Here is a 16520-nt window from a genome sequence, read left to right as displayed (position 1 = left end):
GCGGCCATCTTGGAGGGACTTCCATGATGATAAAAATGATTTGATTTAATAGAATTGATCAATCCTCATCATGGATTGCCCCGGTGTTCTTTGACCCCGACCTGCTGCGTGCCTTTGTCGCCGTCGTAGAGACCGGCGGCTTCACCAAGGCGGGTGAGCGCATGAACCTCAGCCAATCCGCCATCAGCCACCAGATCCGGAAGCTGGAAGAGCAGGCGGGCAGCGCCTTGCTGAAACGGACCACGAGAAGCGTGACACTCACCGAAGACGGCGAAGACTTCCTGCGACATGCCGAGCAGATTCTTGCTGCCCAGAGCCTGCTGGTTCGCCGGTTCCAGAGGACTCCTGTTACAGGGGCAGTGCGCCTGGGTGTGCCAGAGACCTATGCCGGCGACCGGCTGACCGCAATGCTGTCGCGCTTCTCCCGCAGGTTCCCCGCGGTGCGGCTGGATGTAGTCGTGGAGTCCTATGGGGCACTGAACGAACAGATACAGGCGGGAACACTCGACCTGGCGGTGAACCTGTTCCTGCGGGAGGACGTTGAGTGGCCGGTTCTGAGGCGGACACGTTTCGTCTGGGCCATCGGCTCGGGATTTGAGTACGAACCGGAGAAGGCGCTGCCACTCGCACTCGCGCCCAGCCCGTGCATGCACCGCGACGTGTGCATCGGAGCACTTGTTGAAGCCGGCCTGGAATGGCGCGTCACCTTTACCTCGGCGAACCAGCAGGGCCTGCGATCGGCTGCGAAGTCCGGGCTCGCCATCACTGTCGCTCTTCAGGATGACATCCAGGATGGCCTGATGATTGCGGGCAGTGGATTGGGGCTTCCTGTGCTCCCCGCCGCGAGCTTCCGGCTGATGCGCAGTGCGGCCGTCCGGACGCCCGCGATCGAAGCGTTGGAGGAGCAGTTGCTCCGCGCTGGCGATGGCGCATGTTCGGTCCGTGCACTCAGCGCGGTGGGCTGAAGCGCAGCGACTGGACAGTACGTTTCGTAACGGGCGGTAACGGATATCCGCGTGCGCTGGACGGGTTGATCCCCGCACGACCTGGATTCGCCTTCGCATTACGGCAAGAGCGGGCCAGGGGAGTTCCAATTGCAAATGACTCTCACTACACTTGCGGCATCCAACCCCTTCCGTCGCCTATGGCGGCCAGAACTCCGGCTCCCAACGTGAATTCCCCGCGCCACCTGTGCAGACCGCAGGCATTTGCCCTGAGGGTGATGTGTCCACGCTAGGCCGGGGCACGGACAGCAACGCGGAACAGGCCTCCTCCACAGAGCCGGGCATTCCTGAAGACGCCTTGCCAACGGGCGGGAACCTCCTTGCGAAAGCCTATGCCCGCTGGCGCGGACCCATCCTCCGTGGTCTTGCACGCGTCAGAGGTGCGGACGGTGAGGACGCCCTGCACGACGGTGCGGTGAAGTGGATTGCGGCATGCCCTGCACTGGAATCCTGCGATCAACAGGGCGCCTACCTTCGCCGGACGGTGATGAACACCGTGGCCGACGAATACCGCGAGCATCATGCTGGGCGACGCCTTCAGACCTTGCCGCTGGCAGACGCGGAGGAGGCTGGCCACGCCATGGCCAGCGATGAATCACAGTGCCCGTTGCAGCTCAGCGCCCAGCGGCAGCGCCTGGAACGCCTTCGAGAGGCACTGGCCGAGCTGCCGGAACGTCAACGCGAAGCCTTCGTGCTCTGCCGCTTCGATGGGCTGACCCAGGAGGACGTGGCCGCTCGCATGCAGATCTCCCGCCGCATGGTGGTCAAGCACCTGTCGCGAGCGGTTGCCTACTGCGAAGTGCGGGTACGCTATGCGTCTCTGGCACAGATGCAGGAGCTGCATCGCCCGACCAAGGCGGGCGAGGCGTTGGCGCCTGCCATCGATGCTGATTTTCCCTGCCGATGACCGATCTCCCTTCTGCCGCAGGTTCCGACCCGTTTGCCCTGCATGAGGCCGCCGCCGCGTGGCTGGTACGACGGCAGGATGCGGACTGGCAACCGAAGGACGAGGCGGCCCTGCAGCACTGGCTGGCCGAGAGCGAAGCACATCGACAGGCGTTCGCCGATGTGACCAGAACCTGGCACGACCTGGGCCAGCTGCCACGCCCCGTACTGGCCTCGGACGCGCATGCGGTGATCGCCACAGCAGTACCTGCACCTGCCGCTCCACGGCGAGGCAGGGCGGCGCGGCGTGCACGGTCGTGGCGCCTGCCACGCGTTGCGGCGGCTGCGGCCGTGGCGATGCTGGCCTTGGGGTACGTCGGCTACGGTTGGTACGCCGCGCCCAGCTACGTACAGGACGTGGCCACCGGCGCGGGCGAGATACGTGATCTGCAATTGCCGGACGGCTCACGGATTTCGCTCAATGCACGCAGCACGCTGGCCGTGCATTTCTATCGATTCCGCCGTGAAGTGGTGCTCAGCCAGGGCGAGGCGTTCTTCGAGGTCGCCCCGGCGGCCGACCGGCCCTTCACCGTCGATGCCCAGCGCAGCCGGGTGACGGTGGTCGGCACGGCCTTCAATGTGCGCAATGGGCCGGGCGAAGTCGTGGTCAAGGTGCTGCATGGGCACGTGTGGGTGCAGCCGGATCGCGCCGAAGGTGCCTCGCCGGTCAGCCTGCACGCCGAACAAGGCCTGGCCGTTACCACGCTCACCGCTGCTTATCGCCCCATCGCCGCAAGCGCAGACAGCATTGGCGGTTGGCGCAATGGACGCCTGGTGTTCCGGCGCACCCCGCTGGACGAAGTGGCGCAGGAGGTCGGGCAGTATCTGGGCCACCCCGTCACGCTGGGCCAGCCAGGGCTGAAGTTCCTGCCGGTCTCCGGCTACGCAGCCACCGACGCCCCGGCCACCTTCCTGGAAGCGCTGCCGGATCTGTTGCCGGTGCAGGTGACCCGTACTGCCCAGGGCGGCTATCGCATCGACGAACGGCCTGTGACCCGCTGACGCCGGAGCGAATATTTCTTCCGGCGCGGGTTCCCACCCCACCGCCATTTTCCGTTTACCCCAGTGAGGCCAGTAGCGGCCAAGCATGATGGAGCGGTAATGGGGTACATGAAGATCAAGCGCGCACTTGTTGCTGGCGCGTTCTCTACGGGGGTACACGCCAAGCGGCTGCCGTTGCTGGCACTGTGCATTTCCAGCGCGCTGGCAGCGCCGGCCATTGCACAGTCGCAGCCGGCTGCACGCGTGCAGTTCAATATTCCGGCGCAATCGCTGGATGCCGCACTGCGCCGCTTTTCCGAGCAGTCCCGGCAGCAGGTGCTGTTCAGCGAATCGGCGGTGGCGGGCCGTCGCGCCCCGACCTTGACCGGCAGCTACACGCCGCAGGAAGCACTGGCGCGCCTGCTGGAGGGCAGTGGGGTGCGTGTCATTGCCACGCGTCCGGGCGTGTTCACCCTGGCGCAGGACGCAGCAGCACCTGCGCGCAGCAAAGACACCCAGACCACCCTGCAGACGGTGAACGTGACCGCCAATGCCCCAAGCGATGGCGCTTACACGGCACGTGAGCTGAGCCTGGGCAAGCTGGGGCAGAGCATCCGCCAGACCCCGCAGTCGGTCAGCGTGATCACCCGCCAGCAGCTGGACGACCGCAACCTCACCACGCTGGACGAAGCGCTGGCACAGACCACCGGCGTGACCAAGACCGCCCGCAACTTCGGCAACCACAAGTTCTCGATCCGCAGCTTCACCGTGGACGACAGCAACTATCTGGTCGATGGCGTGGCCGGCATCGTCTATGCCCCGGTGGGCTGGCTGCCGATCGACACCGCGGTGCTGGAGCGCGTTGAAGTGCTGCGCGGTGCAGGCGGCATGATGCTGGGTGCGGCCGACCCCAGCGGGGCGATCAACATGGTGCGCAAGCGTCCGCGCGACCAGGCCCATCTCGATCTGGCGGCAACCGTGGGCTCGTGGGACAACTACCGCGTCGAGGTTGATGGTGGTGGCCCGCTCAATGCCGCCGGCAGCGTGCGCGGCCGACTGGTCGCCGCCTACCAGGACCGCGACTACTTCCAGCGGGGCACCTCATCGAAGACGCCGGTGGCCTATGGAGTGATCGACGCCGACCTGGGTGCGGACACCACGCTGACCTTTGGCCTGCGCCATCAGGCCAGTGACACCGACGGCTACTGGCTGTTCGGCCTGCCGCGCTACACCGATGGCGGTGCGCTGAACATCAAGCGTTCCACCTCGCTCATCCAGGACTGGAACCGGCAGGAGGGCTCCGTTGACGAAGCCTTTGCAGAGGCGGAGCACCGCTTCAACGAACGCTGGAAGGCACGCCTGTCGGTGAACCGCACCGAGTCGGACCTGGACCAGCGTGTCGCGGTTCCGCTGGGCGGGGTGGACCGCGCCACCGGCATCGGTTCGCGCTTCTATGACATCTATTTCAACCGCTCGCGCGTGCGTAGTGATGGCATCGACCTGCACACCACCGGCAGTTTCGACGCCTTCGGCCGCAGCCATCAGCTGCTGCTGGGCGCGATGTGGTCGCGCCAGCGTACCCGCCAGAGCTCGGCGGACCTGGCCATCGATGTGCCGATCGATGTCTACGCACCCGACCACAGCGCCATTGCGCAGCCGCTGCAACCCGCGTGGGACTGGTCAGAAAACGCCCGCGCCCAGCAGAGCGGCGTGTACAGCAACCTGCGCCTGCAGCTGGCAGAACCGCTGCACCTCACGCTGGGTGGCCGGCTGAGCTGGGTGAAGTACCAGTCCAGCGATGGCTTCACTGGCGCCAAGAGCCGCGACTACGAACAGAAACACGAATTCACCCCGTACGCCGGCCTCGTCTACGACCTGGGCCCGCAATGGTCGGTCTATGCCAGCTACGCCGATACCTTCCAGCCGCAGAGTTCGTACGTCACCGCGTCCGGCTCGGTGCTGGATCCGGCCATCGGCGCCAACTACGAGCTCGGCGTGAAGGGTGAGTTGAACGATGGCCGCCTGAATGTCTCCGCCGCAGTGTTCTCCATCCGCAAGACCGGCAACGCCGTGGTGGACGAATCCGACCCGGGCAGCTGCCGTGGCTCGCTGGCGTCGTCCGATTGCTACCGCAATGGCGGAAAGCTGCGCAGCAAGGGTTTTGAGCTGGAGGCCAGCGGCGAACTGGCGCCGGGCTGGCAGATGATGGCGGGCTATACCCACGTCACCAGCCGCGACGATGAGGGCGCGACCATCAGCGCCGAGACACCGCGCCACCTGCTGCGCCTGTCCACGTCCTACCAGCTGCCCGGCAGGTGGAACGCATTCTCCGTGGGCGGTGGTGTATCGGCACAGAGCAGCTACTCCTATCCGGCCTACGACGACCCGGACTGGCGCATGGGCGCAGCGGGACGTGCCGTGTGGGACCTGCGGGCCGGCTACCGGATCAATCCGCGCTGGAGCGTAGGCGTCAACGTGGCAAACCTGTTCGACACCCGCTACTACGCGATGATCAGCCAGATCCGCCGCGGCAACTTCTTTGGCGAACCCCGCAACGTGATGCTGACGCTGCGCGGCTCGCTGTGATCTTCCGCAACCGGCGGGGCAACGGCCTGCCCGCCACGGGGGCGGCATGAAGGCAGGCTTCCGGCAGAGCATGTCGTGGCTGCACACCTGGGGCGGCCTTACCTGTGGCTGGCTGCTGTGCGCGATCTTCCTCACCGGCACGCTCAGCGTGTTCCGCGAGCCGATCACGCGTTGGATGGAGGCCGGCCCCGTGCCGGCCTCCTCGCCTGTGATGGACACGGGAACGCAGGCGGTGCGTGCACAGCACTGGCTGGCTGCAAACGCCGCCGATGCCCGGGCATGGCAGATCCGTTGGCCTGCGCAGCACGGCTGGCCGCTGGAACTGTCCTGGGAGGATGGCGACGGCACCGCGCACGAACGCTGGGTGGATGCCGGCACCGGCATGCCACACCCTCCACCCCGTCTTCGGGAAACCGAAGGCGGGCGCCACTTCATGTCCTTCCATTACACCCTGCACGGCGGCATGGCCGGCTACTGGCTGGTGGGCTGGATCACCGCCTGCATGCTGCTGGCGCTGGTGTCCGGCGTGGTGGTGCATAAACGCATTTTCAAGGACTTCTTCACCTTCCGCCCGGGCAAGGGACAGCGCAGCTGGCTGGATGCGCACAACCTGAGTGCCGTGCTGACCCTGCCGTTCCTGTTCATGATCGGCTACACCGGGCTGACCTTCTTCTACAGCAGCTATCTGCCGTGGCCGGTGCATGCGGCCTATGGCGATGCCGATGACGCCTATGCGCGCTATGAAGCCGAGCTGGCGCCTGCACAGCCGGCTCCACCAGGCATCCTGGTATCCACCGCGCAACTGCCGGACCTGCAGCAACTGCTGGCACGCGCGCAGGCCATCAACGGGCAGCCGCCGGCACTGATCGTGATCCAGGCACCCGGCACCGTGCACAGCGTGGTGGAGGTGATCGGCCGCAAGCCCGAGGGGGGCGCGGACAGGCATCTGCTGACCGAAACCAGCCGGGCGGCGTTCGATGCTGCCAGCGGCACGCTGCTGCAACAGCATGGCGCACATCCGCATGCGATTGGCGCCGTACAGGTGCACGAAACCATCGAAGCACTGCACAAGGCCGATTTCGGCGGCTGGCCGATGAAGTGGCTGTACTTCATCAGCGGCCTGCTGGGCACGGCGATGATCGCCATCGGCACGCTGCTGTTCTCGATCAAGCGGCGCAAGCGCAGCGAGCATGAGTTCGGCGCGGCCACGGCGGGCATCTACCGCTGCGTGGAAGCGTTCAACGTCGCATCGCTGGCTGGGGTGGCGCTGGCAAGCATCGTCTACCTGTATGGCAATCGCTTGCTGCCATTGGAAATGAGCGATCGCAGTGCGTGGGAAATACGCATTTTCCTTTTGACCTGCGCTGCCTCGGTGCTGCATGCGCTGTGGCGCCCACCGCGCCTGGCCTGGATCGAGCAGTTGTGGCTGGCCGCAGCACTGTGCCTGGCACTGCCCCTGGTGAATCTGGCAACCACCGGGCAGGGGCTGCTGATGTATCTGCAGCGGGGCGCATGGCAGCAGGCCGGCGTGGAGCTGGTCGCACTGGCATTCGGGCTGATGTTGGCAAGAATGGCCCTGATGCTGCAGCGCCGTTGGCCCCGGGCGCAGGAGGCGGCGCGCCCTGCCAAACCTCCGGCCGGGCGGGAACCGGCCTATCGCTGGCAGGTGGCGAGCCGGGTACTGGCCGCCTCTCTGGGCGGCTACGTGTTCACCGCCGCTACTGCTACCGCACTGGCGTTGCTGCTGCCCGCGCTGGTGGGTGTAAGGACGTCCGTTTCGGTCCTGGCCAGCTCACTGCTGGGGTTCGTGCTGTTGATTGCCGTTGCAGTGGGCGTCTTCTGTGCCCGCAATGTCGGGAAGGTGTGGCTGAGTCTGGCGGCGGGGAGTGCCCTGATGGGGGTGTGGGTGGTAGTGCTGCAGCGAGGGTAGGGCGGAGGGGCGAGGCGCACGGGATCATGTCGGCGGTCACCGTGCCCGCCCTCGCCAAATTCACCTCTCAGCAGCGAGAATGGGCCACTGGGCGCGCCCTGAAGCGCGCCATTCACTGCCTGCAGGGTCGTAACGATGTCCAACACCCCCTTTGGTGAAGCGTCATGCGCTGCCGCGGCCAGCGGCTGCGTCGAGGTGCGTGGTGCGCGCGAGCACAACCTCAAGAATGTCGACGTCTCCATCCCGCGCAATGCACTGGTGGTGTTCTCCGGGGTATCGGGTTCCGGCAAGTCATCGTTGGCCTTCGGTACCGTCTTCGCTGAAGCACAGCGGCGTTACTTCGAGTCCGTTGCGCCCTATGCGCGCCGCCTGATCGACCAGGCGGGCGTGCCGGACGTGGATGCCATCGATGGTCTGCCGCCAGCAGTGGCCCTGCAGCAGCAGCGCGGCGCCAGCAATGCGCGCTCATCGGTGGGCAGCGTGACCACCCTGTCCAGCCTGGTGCGCATGATGTACTCGCGTGCGGGGGCGTACCCGGCCAACCAGCCCATGCTGTACGCCGAGGACTTCTCGCCCAACACGCCACAGGGCGCCTGCAGCACCTGCCATGGCCTGGGGCATGTCTACGGAGTGACCGAAGCGCTGATGGTTCCGGACCCGTCGCTGAGCATCCGCGAGCGCGCCATCGCTTCCTGGCCGCCGGCCTGGCATGGCCAGAACCTGCGCGACATCCTGGTCACGCTGGGCTACGACATCGACGTGCCGTGGAAGACGCTGCCGAAGAAGGACCGGGACTGGATCCTGTTCACCGAAGAAGCCCCCAGCGTGCCGGTCTATGCCGGGTTCACGCCCGCCGAGACGCGTGCCGCGCTCAAGCGGAAGCAGGAGCCCAGCTACATGGGCACGTATACCGGCGCACGCCGCTACGTGCTGCACACCTTTGCCAACACCCAGAGCGCGCTGATGCGCAAGCGCGTGTCGCGCTACATGGAAGGCAAGCTGTGCCCGGCCTGCCACGGAAAGCGCCTGAAGCCGGAGGCGCTCTCGGTCACCTTTGCCGGCGTGGATATCGGTGAGTTCATGCGGCTGCCGCTGGATCAGCTGGCGGCGCTGCTTGAGCCCATCGCACAAGGTGATTTCGGCGCGCACAGCAACGGCGCACGTACCCGCAGGAGCGCAACGCCCCGCGATCGCGCCCGGCGGGCCGCGAGTGGCCAGGCGACCCATGAGGGCGCTCCGGACGTGCGCCTGACCTCGGCCTTGTCCGAAGAGAAGCGCCTGGCGGCACAACGCTTGGCAGGCGGGGTCATGGCGCGGGTACGCCAATTGCGTGACCTGGGCCTGGGCTATCTCTCGCTGGACCGTGCGACGCCAACCCTGTCGGCGGGCGAACTGCAGCGCCTGCGGCTGGCCACGCAGCTCAGCTCCTTGCTGTTTGGCGTGCTTTACGTGCTCGACGAACCTTCGGCCGGCCTGCACCCGGCCGACAGCCAGGCACTGTACGACGCGCTTGAGCGCTTGCGCGACGGCGGCAACTCGGTGTTCGTTGTTGAACACGATCTGCAGCTGATGCGCCGCGCGCAGTGGCTGGTGGATGTGGGCCCGCAGGCGGGGGAGCACGGCGGGCGCGTGCTCTACAGTGGCGAGCCCGATGGCCTGCGCCACGTCCAGGAGTCGCGCACGGCCCTGTATCTGTTCGATCAGGTGCCGGCGCCTGCCAGCCAACAGCGCAGCGCCAACCGCTGGCTGGAATTGAAGGGCATCCACCGCCACAACCTGCGGGGCGTGGACGCACAGGTGCCGTTGGGGCTGCTGACGGCAGTGACCGGCATTTCCGGCTCGGGCAAGTCCAGCCTGATGGCGCAAGCGCTGCCCGAGCTGTTGCTGCTGCACCTCGGGCATGAGCCCGCGGACGACAGCGCCGATAGCGCGCCCACCGACGGACCGACCGTGATTGAAACGACGCGGGGCACATTGGCAGGCGATATGGACGCCATCCAGCGGGTGGTGCAGGTCGACCAGAAGCCCATCGGCCGCACGCCACGCTCCAACCTGGCCACCTATACCGGGTTGTTCGATCACGTACGCAAGCTGTTCGCCGCGACACCCGCCGCGCGCCGCCGTCGTTTCGATGCGGGTCGCTTCTCGTTCAACGTGGCCAAGGGCCGGTGCGAGACCTGCGAAGGCGAGGGCTTCGTCAGTGTCGAACTGCTGTTCATGCCCAGCGTCTATGCGCCGTGCCCCACCTGCCACGGCGCCCGTTACAACGACGCCACGCTGAAGGTGCAGTGGAATGACCGCAACATCGCCGAGGTTCTGCAGATGACGGTTGACCAGGCGCATGCGTTCTTCAGCGAGGAGGAGGCCATTGCCCGGCCGCTGCAGTTGCTGCAGGAGATCGGGCTGGGCTATCTGCGGCTGGGCCAACCGGCCACCGAGCTTTCAGGCGGCGAGGCCCAGCGCATCAAGCTGGCCACCGAGCTGCAGCGCAGCCAGCGCGGGCGCACGCTGTACGTGCTGGACGAACCCACCACCGGCCTGCATGCCTCGGACGCGGACAGGTTGCTGGTCCAACTGCAGCGGCTGGTGGACGCGGGCAATACGGTGGTGATGATCGAGCATGACATGCGCGCGGTCGCGCAGGCGGACTGGGTGATTGATGTCGGGCCTGGCGCAGGCGGGGCAGGGGGCACCATCGTGGCGAAGGGAACGCCGCAACAGGTCGCTCGCGCCAAAGGCAGCAGGACGGCACCGTTCCTTGCGAAGGAGTTGGCCTCTCTGTAGGGCCGAGCCATGTTCGGCTGTCGATGTGGGTATCGGTCAGGCCATGCGGCGCGCCCGGGCACACCATCGTCCTTGCGCCCTTGATCAGCTTCGCCGCCCATTGACAGGGTAGAACGATCGTTCTACCTTGGCGCCGTGAACACAATCACCACCGACACCCAGCAGAAGATCCTGGCCACGGCCGAGGCGCTGATCTACCAGAACGGGATCCACGCCACCGGCATGGACCTGCTGGTGAAGACCTCCGGCGTTGCCCGGAAGAGCATCTACCGCCACTTCGAAAACAAGGACCAGGTGGCTGCAGCTGCTTTGAACGCGCGCGACGTTCGATGGCTTCAGTGGTTCCAGCAGGAGTGCGACAAGACCGACACCCCGGAAGCACGCATCCTCGGCATGTTCGCCGTGCTCAAGGGCTGGTTCCAGTCCGAGGGCTATCGCGGCTGTGCTTTCATCAACACCGCAGGCGAGGTCGGCGACCCCGACGATCCGATTCGGCACATCGCAAAACACCACAAGCAGAAGCTGCTGGATTACACGCTGGAACTCACCACGCAGCTGGATATCCAGCAGCCGGACGCTCTGGCGCGCCAGCTGCTGGTTCTCATGGAAGGCGCCATCACTGTCTCGCGCGTGATGGGCGACTACAGCGCTGCAGACACCGCCAGGGATGTTGCAAAAGTGTTGTTGGAGCAGGCCAGGCGCTGACGCCTGAGTCATCAAAACCCGTCGAAGCACCCCGTTCATCCATTTGATTGGAGGCCCCACCGTGTCCACTGAAGCACCCCGCCCGCCACTTCCCCCGTTCACCCGTGAATCGGCCATCGAGAAAGTGCGTCTTGCCGAGGATGGCTGGAACACCCGCGATGCTGACAGGGTTTCGCTGGCCTATTCGCTGGACACCGAGTGGCGCAATCGCGCCGAGTTCACCCATGGCCGCGAGGAAGCCCGGCAGTTCCTGGCCCGCAAGTGGAACAAGGAACTTGAGTACCGGCTGATCAAGGAGCTATGGGCCTTCACCGACAACCGCATTGCCGTGCGCTACGCCTATGAGTGGCATGACGACTCCGGCAACTGGTTCCGTTCCTATGGAAACGAGAACTGGGAATTCGGTGCGGATGGCCTGATGCAGCGCCGGTTCTCGAGCATCAACGACATGCCGATCAAGGAAAGCGAGCGCAAGTTCCATTGGCCGCTGGGGCGTCGCCCGGATGATCATCCGGGGCTGTCTGACCTGGGTATGTGAGCATGGGTGGCCGACGTTCGCTTCACCCTCCATTGCGTAACCTGCACGCCACAGCACGTCATGCCTCACGTTGAGGCATGACGCGCGCCGAGGCTAGAATCGAGTGCTTTCACTCGCAGAACAGGAGGCAGGACGCGACCGTGAGGGCAGTTCCCATCATCATCGCAGCAGCACTGGCCGCACCCTTGCTGGATGCGCGCGCGGCCAGCGAAGACCGCAACACCGCGCCCCACTTCGATCTCGGTGGCGCAGTTCGATTCAACTATGGCTGGCTCGATTACGGGCCCACCAGCCGCCTGCAGCTGGAGCTGCTTCGCGCCGACATCGATGCCGGCAGCGGGCCTTTCTCCTTCTCCGCCCAGTACCGTTGGTACGATGGCTTCAACGGCATCCATCACGCCTACGCGGGCTGGCAATTCACCGATGCCACGCAGCTGAAGGCTGGCATCCAGCAGGTACCCTTCGGGCTGCTGCCCACGGTCTCGCAGAGTTTCTGGTTCGGGTCAGGGTATTACCTGGGCATCGAGGATGACTACGATCCCGGCGTTGTGGTGATTCACCATGCTGGCGATACCACCTGGCACCTCGGCTGGTTCTCGGGTGACGAATACGGAACCGGGGCACGCTACGACCGCTATTCCTTCGATGTGGCACAGACCGACGCGTTGCCGTATCGCGAACGGCAGCGGTTCAATGCTCGCGTCGAGCAATCGCGCGACTGGGCAGGCGGCGAGCTGCTGGTTGGCGCATCGGCCTTCGCAGGCAAGGTGCAGAACACCCGCAGCCGCCGCCATCACGACCATCAGGCCGCCGCCGTGCACGCGCAGTGGAAGCGCGATGGCTGGACCACCCAGCTGCAATGGGCGCGGTACCGCTACAACGTGCCCGACGAGCGCATCGCACTGTCGGCGTTCCAGGCTCCGTTTGAAATCGCGGCCGAGGCCGATGTACCCAGTGCCAACGTTGCCTATTCCTTTGGCCCGCGCGGTTGGCTGAACGATGTGACCTGCTACAACAACCTCAGCATGACGCGCCCGGTGGGGCACAGCAGCGGGGTGCGCGACTCCTGGCAGAACGTCACCGGTTGCAGCCTGCAGAAGGGCGTGATGCTCACTTATGTCGACTGGATTGCAGGCCGCAACATGTGGTTTGCCGGCGGCGATGGCATTGGCATCAACAACGGCGGCCCGTCGCGCTGGCATTCGCGGCTTAACCTCAACATCGGGTTCTACTTCTGAAAGCAGCTATGGGTCGGCTACGATGCCACGGCCGGCATCGTAGCCGGGGCAGGGGACGCAATGGACATGCAGACAGGGGGCGAACTCGATTCGCCGGCAAAGACCGATTCGCAGGAATTGACCTTCCACTGGCTTTACCAGCGGGTGCAGGGGCTGGTTGAGCACAGCATCTACCCCAAGGCCGGCAGGGTGGAGACGTGGGCGTTTCGCGTTGGTTTGGCCGCCGCGATCGTTGGCATTCTCTGTGGCCAACTGCCTGATCGGTGGCTACCCGTCAGTGTGGTGTTGCAAGTGGTTGTTGCGTGCCTGTCGATCGAGATCGGAGGCTTTCTTCTTGGAGGTGCTCTTGCCGTCCGCAGAGGCTTCCGCCAGTTCAGTCAGCCACGGTTGTCGCACGCGATGGAGATGGACGGCGACTTCGCACACTGGCATGCGGTGGTTACCGAGCTTCGCAGTTTCCCTCGCATTGAGCGCGAGCGCCGCTTGCGCTACGTCAGCACGCTCCGTACCAATATGATCGAGCGTATGGGCCTGATGTACGGCGGGCTGCAGCGCCTTGGCCCGTTCCCGCTGTTGATTGCGCTCTACCTGCAGTTCCGCGGATGGAAGTGGGGCGACTGGGCGGGCGCTTTCGACGTCAGCCTGGTCGGCGCATTGCTGATCTTCGCCATGGTGCTGCTGTACCTGTTGGGCTGGATGCTGATCAGCATGCGCACCCGCCTGGACACTTACGTGGCCTTGCTCGAAGGGTCCATCCACGAACCTGAGCCGCCGCAGCCAGAGCCACTGTAGAGCCGAGCCATGCTCGGCTATCAACCGTCACCACATCTAGCACCCGCAGGCACGGCACCCGCCAGCCGCTGCAGCATCCGGTCCATCAGAACAGGCTCCGGCACACCAGCCAGCACCTGTTCCAGATAATCCAATGGCTCCAGCTGCCATTGGAGGATTGCCCGCAGCTGCAGAACTGCGGGCGCCCGTTGCTCCGCGTCCAGTGAGACCCGCAACAGCAGATGTTGCGAGCGCCTCTCCAGCCACAGCACCGGTACGCCCCGGCAATGAACCTGGAGCTCGGAATCCCGATGCCGTTCCACGAACTGGAAGCCCTGCCGAGGCCGAGCGTCCACGAACTGCATCGCCTGGCGGCGCAGTTGTGAGAATCGATCGTCGTTGATGCTTTGGAACCCGATAGGAGATGGCAGTGGGGGCGTCAGCCATCGCGTCTGTGCCGCAACCACCGCCACGAGGCACAGCACCGTGGCCGCCCAGCGGCAGCAAGCCACTCAATCCTCCGGGCGCACCCGATCGATGGCATGCGCCGTGAGTCCCAGCCCGGCCATGATCAGCCCCTCCATGACGCGCGGGCCGACGTACTGTTCCAGTTCGCCGTTCTCGCGGGCGCGCCGTGCGGCCAGCAGGATCTCCAGCACCACACGAAGGCCGGCTAGCGAGCAATCGGTGTCCGCCAGGGCGATGCGACTGCCCGGCATCTGATGACGCTCAGGCCAAGGCTGGCCGTCGGAGGCGGCGCCGGAGCCGATGCTGTGCAGCAGGGCGATAAGCGTGTTCGAATCCAACGCGGGGCCGTTGGCGGGCGCGTCTTGGATCGGGTGCGGGGCAGGGGAGTGGGTCTGGGTCATGGCTGGGCTCCTTGCGTGCAGGCAGAAGCCGCCACCGATAAAGGTGGCGGACGGTGCATGGTTCGAAACCCCGTGTGTGGATGACCGGGCAGGCGCAAGGCCTCCACGCACCGCCCGCCATAGCTGGCCGACGGATTGCCAGCCGACACCGCGCGTAGCGGTGCCGGCTGGCAAGTGCGAGCAACATCCACACAACCGGGGTTTCGAATCCCGACCACCGATGCACGGTGGCACGGCAAGGAATACGCGGACCTATGCGTGATGCCAATGCAGTAGGGCCGATGCCGACACCACTTTCAACATTTTCAGAATCGTTGCATACGGCGCAATGAAGCTCGAGCCTTGCGCTGCAATGCTATCGGCGATGTCGGTAGTGCAGGCCTGCGGACTGTCGGCATCCGCCCGGAGAGACCATGAGCGAGGCGGATGCGACAGGATTACCAAAGGCTGGCAGGCGTCAGTAGCCCTTCAACGCGACCTTGGTCCGCTCCAGCCACGCGGCATTGTGGCTGCGCGCATGGCGCGACCAATGCTGGGCATCGTCGATGATGCTGGCGAACAGGCTGCGGGCCTGCTCACGGTCGGCGGGCTGCGGTTGTGCCATCAGCCACTCGGCGTAAAGACAGCGGGCGGCCGCATCGTTTCCACACTCCACAGCGCGCTCGAACGCGGCGCGGGTGCCAGGTGCCTGTGCAGCAGCCAGCGCCTGCGCATGGAGCAGGGTCTGTTCCGGCTTGCGACGCACATCCGGGTGGCGGGCGAACAGGCCGTCCAGCGTCTCAACTGCAAGCGCGGCGTGCCCGGACTCGAGGCGAGCACGCGCCAGACCGGTAAGGATGTAGGGGTCGTCACCCAGTGACGAGCTGGCCGCCTGCTCAAGCAGGGTTCTGGCTTCCTCCGCCTGGCCGGCATCCAGCAGCGTCATGCCCAGGCGAACCCGGTTCTGCACGGTGGGCGTTCGCGACAGATCAGCACGTGCGTTGCGCAGGTCCTGACCCGGGTCCATGAGCTGCTTGGCGGAGCGGATGGCCTGACGGGCGCCGCGCGAGTTGCGGGCTTCCGGGAAGTAGATCGCAAGGAAATAGACGACGCTGCCGAGCAGCGGGAACGAGAAGAGCAGGATCAGCCAGTAGAGGCTCTGGCCCGAGCGGATGGCGTGCACCGCGAAGTAGATGGCTGCCAGTACGTGGAGTCCGATTCCGATATAGGGCATGTGTGCCGCCTCGTCCTTGTGGGGTTGGCACTATAGTGGGCGTGGGGTGGGGCGCCAATGGGGTGATGCTGGATCTGAGGTGACGCGTGCGTTGTATACCTCCGCTCCGACAGCCGCCGCGTCGAAGGCAAGAACATCGTGCGACCAGCCGACGGGCCGCAGAACTGAGTGGCGCAGGAGAGGCTTCCGGCGCCTGAGTCCATCCATCGAACTGGGCATCCGAATGCCAACATCACCGCCGATCAATCCATCACTGCATGTCCTCGAACTCGAAGCCGATGAATACCGACGCCCCCGACAGGCCCTGATCCGACTGGAGTACACCGAGGGGGATCGCCCCGCCATCAAGCTGAAAGTCTTTGCCCAGAACCGGCATGATGGGTGGCACTTCATCGGCAGCTTCGGCGGCAAGCTGGACTATGTCGATGGTACGGGCCCGCATTACAGCATCACCGATGGCGACATGTACCTCCGCGAGCTGAGAGGTCTGCACATCGGCACCTGGTGCCAGAATCAGGTCATGCTTTGGCTGCAGCGGCAACCGGCGGGGCGTATCCACTCCTTCTGGCTCGCTCCTGCCGATGCCCACGAACAGAACCAGGCACGACGCAGCCGCTTCTATGAACAGTTCGGCAGCCAGATCGACTGGACTGTCCCGGGGATAGATGGGCGATCCCAAGTGCAGCCCACATCTGACCTCCACGCGCTGGACGATGTTCGCGGGGTCAAGGCCATGGACATCGGCACCGCACTCGCGAAGGCCTATTCGCGCATCGAACTTCTGGAGCTGCAACTGAGCGGAAACCGCAGGCAGTTCGCAAACCACGACAAGGAAGTGCAACAGGCTTCCGCTCGGGGCGCTTTCCGCTGCTGGGGCAGCATTGCTTTCGCGCTGATCCTGGGGGCGATAGTCTTTCTGAAGTTGCGGTAATCGGCGCGCGAGGCTCATCACGAAC

14 protein-coding genes are annotated in these 16520 nt (G+C 65.4%); 11 read left to right on the top strand and 3 right to left on the bottom strand.

What is annotated here, in order from left to right; all coding sequences use genetic code 11:
• Nucleotides 1-83: 83 nt before the first annotated feature.
• The 10 genes from D5301_RS08610 to D5301_RS08565 all read left to right on the top strand — a co-directional run bounded on the left by D5301_RS08610 (nt 84) and on the right by D5301_RS08565 (nt 13503).
• Nucleotides 84-965: a LysR family transcriptional regulator gene (locus D5301_RS08610; protein WP_110712376.1), complete on the top strand. Its 882-nt coding sequence runs from the start codon at nt 84-86 to the stop codon at nt 963-965.
• Nucleotides 966-1224: 259 nt separating this feature from the next.
• The gene (locus D5301_RS08605; RefSeq protein WP_197612010.1) at nt 1225-1911 is read left to right on the top strand and encodes a sigma-70 family RNA polymerase sigma factor; all 687 of its coding nucleotides are present in this window, start codon (nt 1225-1227) and stop codon (nt 1909-1911) included.
• Nucleotides 1908-2951 carry a FecR domain-containing protein gene (locus tag D5301_RS08600; RefSeq protein WP_153855359.1) on the top strand — a complete coding sequence of 348 codons (1044 nt, stop codon included), beginning with the start codon at nt 1908-1910 and terminating at the stop codon, nt 2949-2951. Before D5301_RS08605 ends, D5301_RS08600 begins: the two co-directional genes overlap by 4 nt.
• Nucleotides 2952-3059: 108 nt before the next feature.
• Nucleotides 3060-5516 (top strand): TonB-dependent receptor, encoded by a 2457-nt coding sequence (locus D5301_RS08595; protein WP_228756361.1) that lies wholly within the window; start codon nt 3060-3062, stop codon nt 5514-5516.
• Nucleotides 5517-5562: 46 nt separating this feature from the next.
• Nucleotides 5563-7446 carry a PepSY-associated TM helix domain-containing protein gene (locus D5301_RS08590; protein ID WP_153855357.1) on the top strand — a complete coding sequence of 628 codons (1884 nt, stop codon included), beginning with the start codon at nt 5563-5565 and terminating at the stop codon, nt 7444-7446.
• Nucleotides 7447-7581: 135 nt separating this feature from the next.
• On the top strand, nt 7582-10230 hold the full coding sequence (locus D5301_RS08585) for an excinuclease ABC subunit UvrA (RefSeq protein ID WP_153855356.1): 2649 nt from the start codon (nt 7582-7584) through the stop codon (nt 10228-10230).
• A gap of 135 nt (nt 10231-10365) precedes the next feature.
• Nucleotides 10366-10935, top strand: a complete 570-nt coding sequence (locus tag D5301_RS08580; protein WP_324187294.1) for a TetR family transcriptional regulator — start codon at nt 10366-10368, stop codon at nt 10933-10935.
• A 61-nt stretch (nt 10936-10996) separates the two neighbouring features.
• On the top strand, nt 10997-11473 hold the full coding sequence (locus D5301_RS08575; protein WP_180846742.1) for a nuclear transport factor 2 family protein: 477 nt from the start codon (nt 10997-10999) through the stop codon (nt 11471-11473).
• Between the two features lie 140 nt (nt 11474-11613).
• Nucleotides 11614-12711: a hypothetical protein gene (locus D5301_RS08570; protein WP_324187293.1), complete on the top strand. Its 1098-nt coding sequence runs from the start codon at nt 11614-11616 to the stop codon at nt 12709-12711.
• Between the two features lie 60 nt (nt 12712-12771).
• Nucleotides 12772-13503, top strand: coding sequence for a hypothetical protein (locus D5301_RS08565; protein WP_153855354.1), 732 nt, complete (start codon nt 12772-12774; stop codon nt 13501-13503).
• A 20-nt stretch (nt 13504-13523) separates the two neighbouring features.
• On the opposite strand, the gene D5301_RS08560 is transcribed toward D5301_RS08565, so the two are convergent.
• From D5301_RS08560 to D5301_RS08550, 3 genes are all read right to left on the bottom strand, one after another.
• Nucleotides 13524-13955 (bottom strand): hypothetical protein, encoded by a 432-nt coding sequence (locus D5301_RS08560; protein WP_324187292.1) that lies wholly within the window; start codon nt 13953-13955, stop codon nt 13524-13526.
• Nucleotides 13956-13994: 39 nt separating this feature from the next.
• Nucleotides 13995-14351 (bottom strand): hypothetical protein, encoded by a 357-nt coding sequence (locus D5301_RS08555; RefSeq protein ID WP_153855353.1) that lies wholly within the window; start codon nt 14349-14351, stop codon nt 13995-13997.
• Between the two features lie 457 nt (nt 14352-14808).
• Nucleotides 14809-15564: a tetratricopeptide repeat protein gene (locus D5301_RS08550; RefSeq protein WP_153855352.1), complete on the bottom strand. Its 756-nt coding sequence runs from the start codon at nt 15562-15564 to the stop codon at nt 14809-14811.
• A 79-nt stretch (nt 15565-15643) separates the two neighbouring features.
• Between D5301_RS08550 and D5301_RS08545 the strand changes: the two genes are divergently transcribed.
• Nucleotides 15644-16495, top strand: a complete 852-nt coding sequence (locus D5301_RS08545; RefSeq protein ID WP_153855351.1) for a hypothetical protein — start codon at nt 15644-15646, stop codon at nt 16493-16495.
• Nucleotides 16496-16520: the final 25 nt, after the last annotated feature.

Origin of the sequence: Stenotrophomonas sp. MH181796, from assembly GCF_009659995.1 — a bacterium.
Taxonomy (GTDB): Bacteria; Pseudomonadota; Gammaproteobacteria; order Xanthomonadales; family Xanthomonadaceae; genus Stenotrophomonas; species Stenotrophomonas riyadhensis.
The sequence above is the reverse complement of the archived record's forward strand: the minus strand, read 5'-3'. Positions and strand labels throughout refer to the sequence as shown.

Coding starts and splice junctions, on each gene's coding strand:
- D5301_RS08550 (WP_153855352.1), bottom strand. CDS start 15,564: ATGCCCTATATCGGAATCGGACTCCACGTACTGGCAGCCATCTACTTC.
- D5301_RS08555 (WP_153855353.1), bottom strand. CDS start 14,351: ATGACCCAGACCCACTCCCCTGCCCCGCACCCGATCCAAGACGCGCCC.
- D5301_RS08600 (WP_153855359.1), top strand. CDS start 1,908: ATGACCGATCTCCCTTCTGCCGCAGGTTCCGACCCGTTTGCCCTGCAT.
- D5301_RS08565 (WP_153855354.1), top strand. CDS start 12,772: ATGGACATGCAGACAGGGGGCGAACTCGATTCGCCGGCAAAGACCGAT.
- D5301_RS08590 (WP_153855357.1), top strand. CDS start 5,563: ATGAAGGCAGGCTTCCGGCAGAGCATGTCGTGGCTGCACACCTGGGGC.
- D5301_RS08595 (WP_228756361.1), top strand. CDS start 3,060: ATGAAGATCAAGCGCGCACTTGTTGCTGGCGCGTTCTCTACGGGGGTA.
- D5301_RS08585 (WP_153855356.1), top strand. CDS start 7,582: ATGTCCAACACCCCCTTTGGTGAAGCGTCATGCGCTGCCGCGGCCAGC.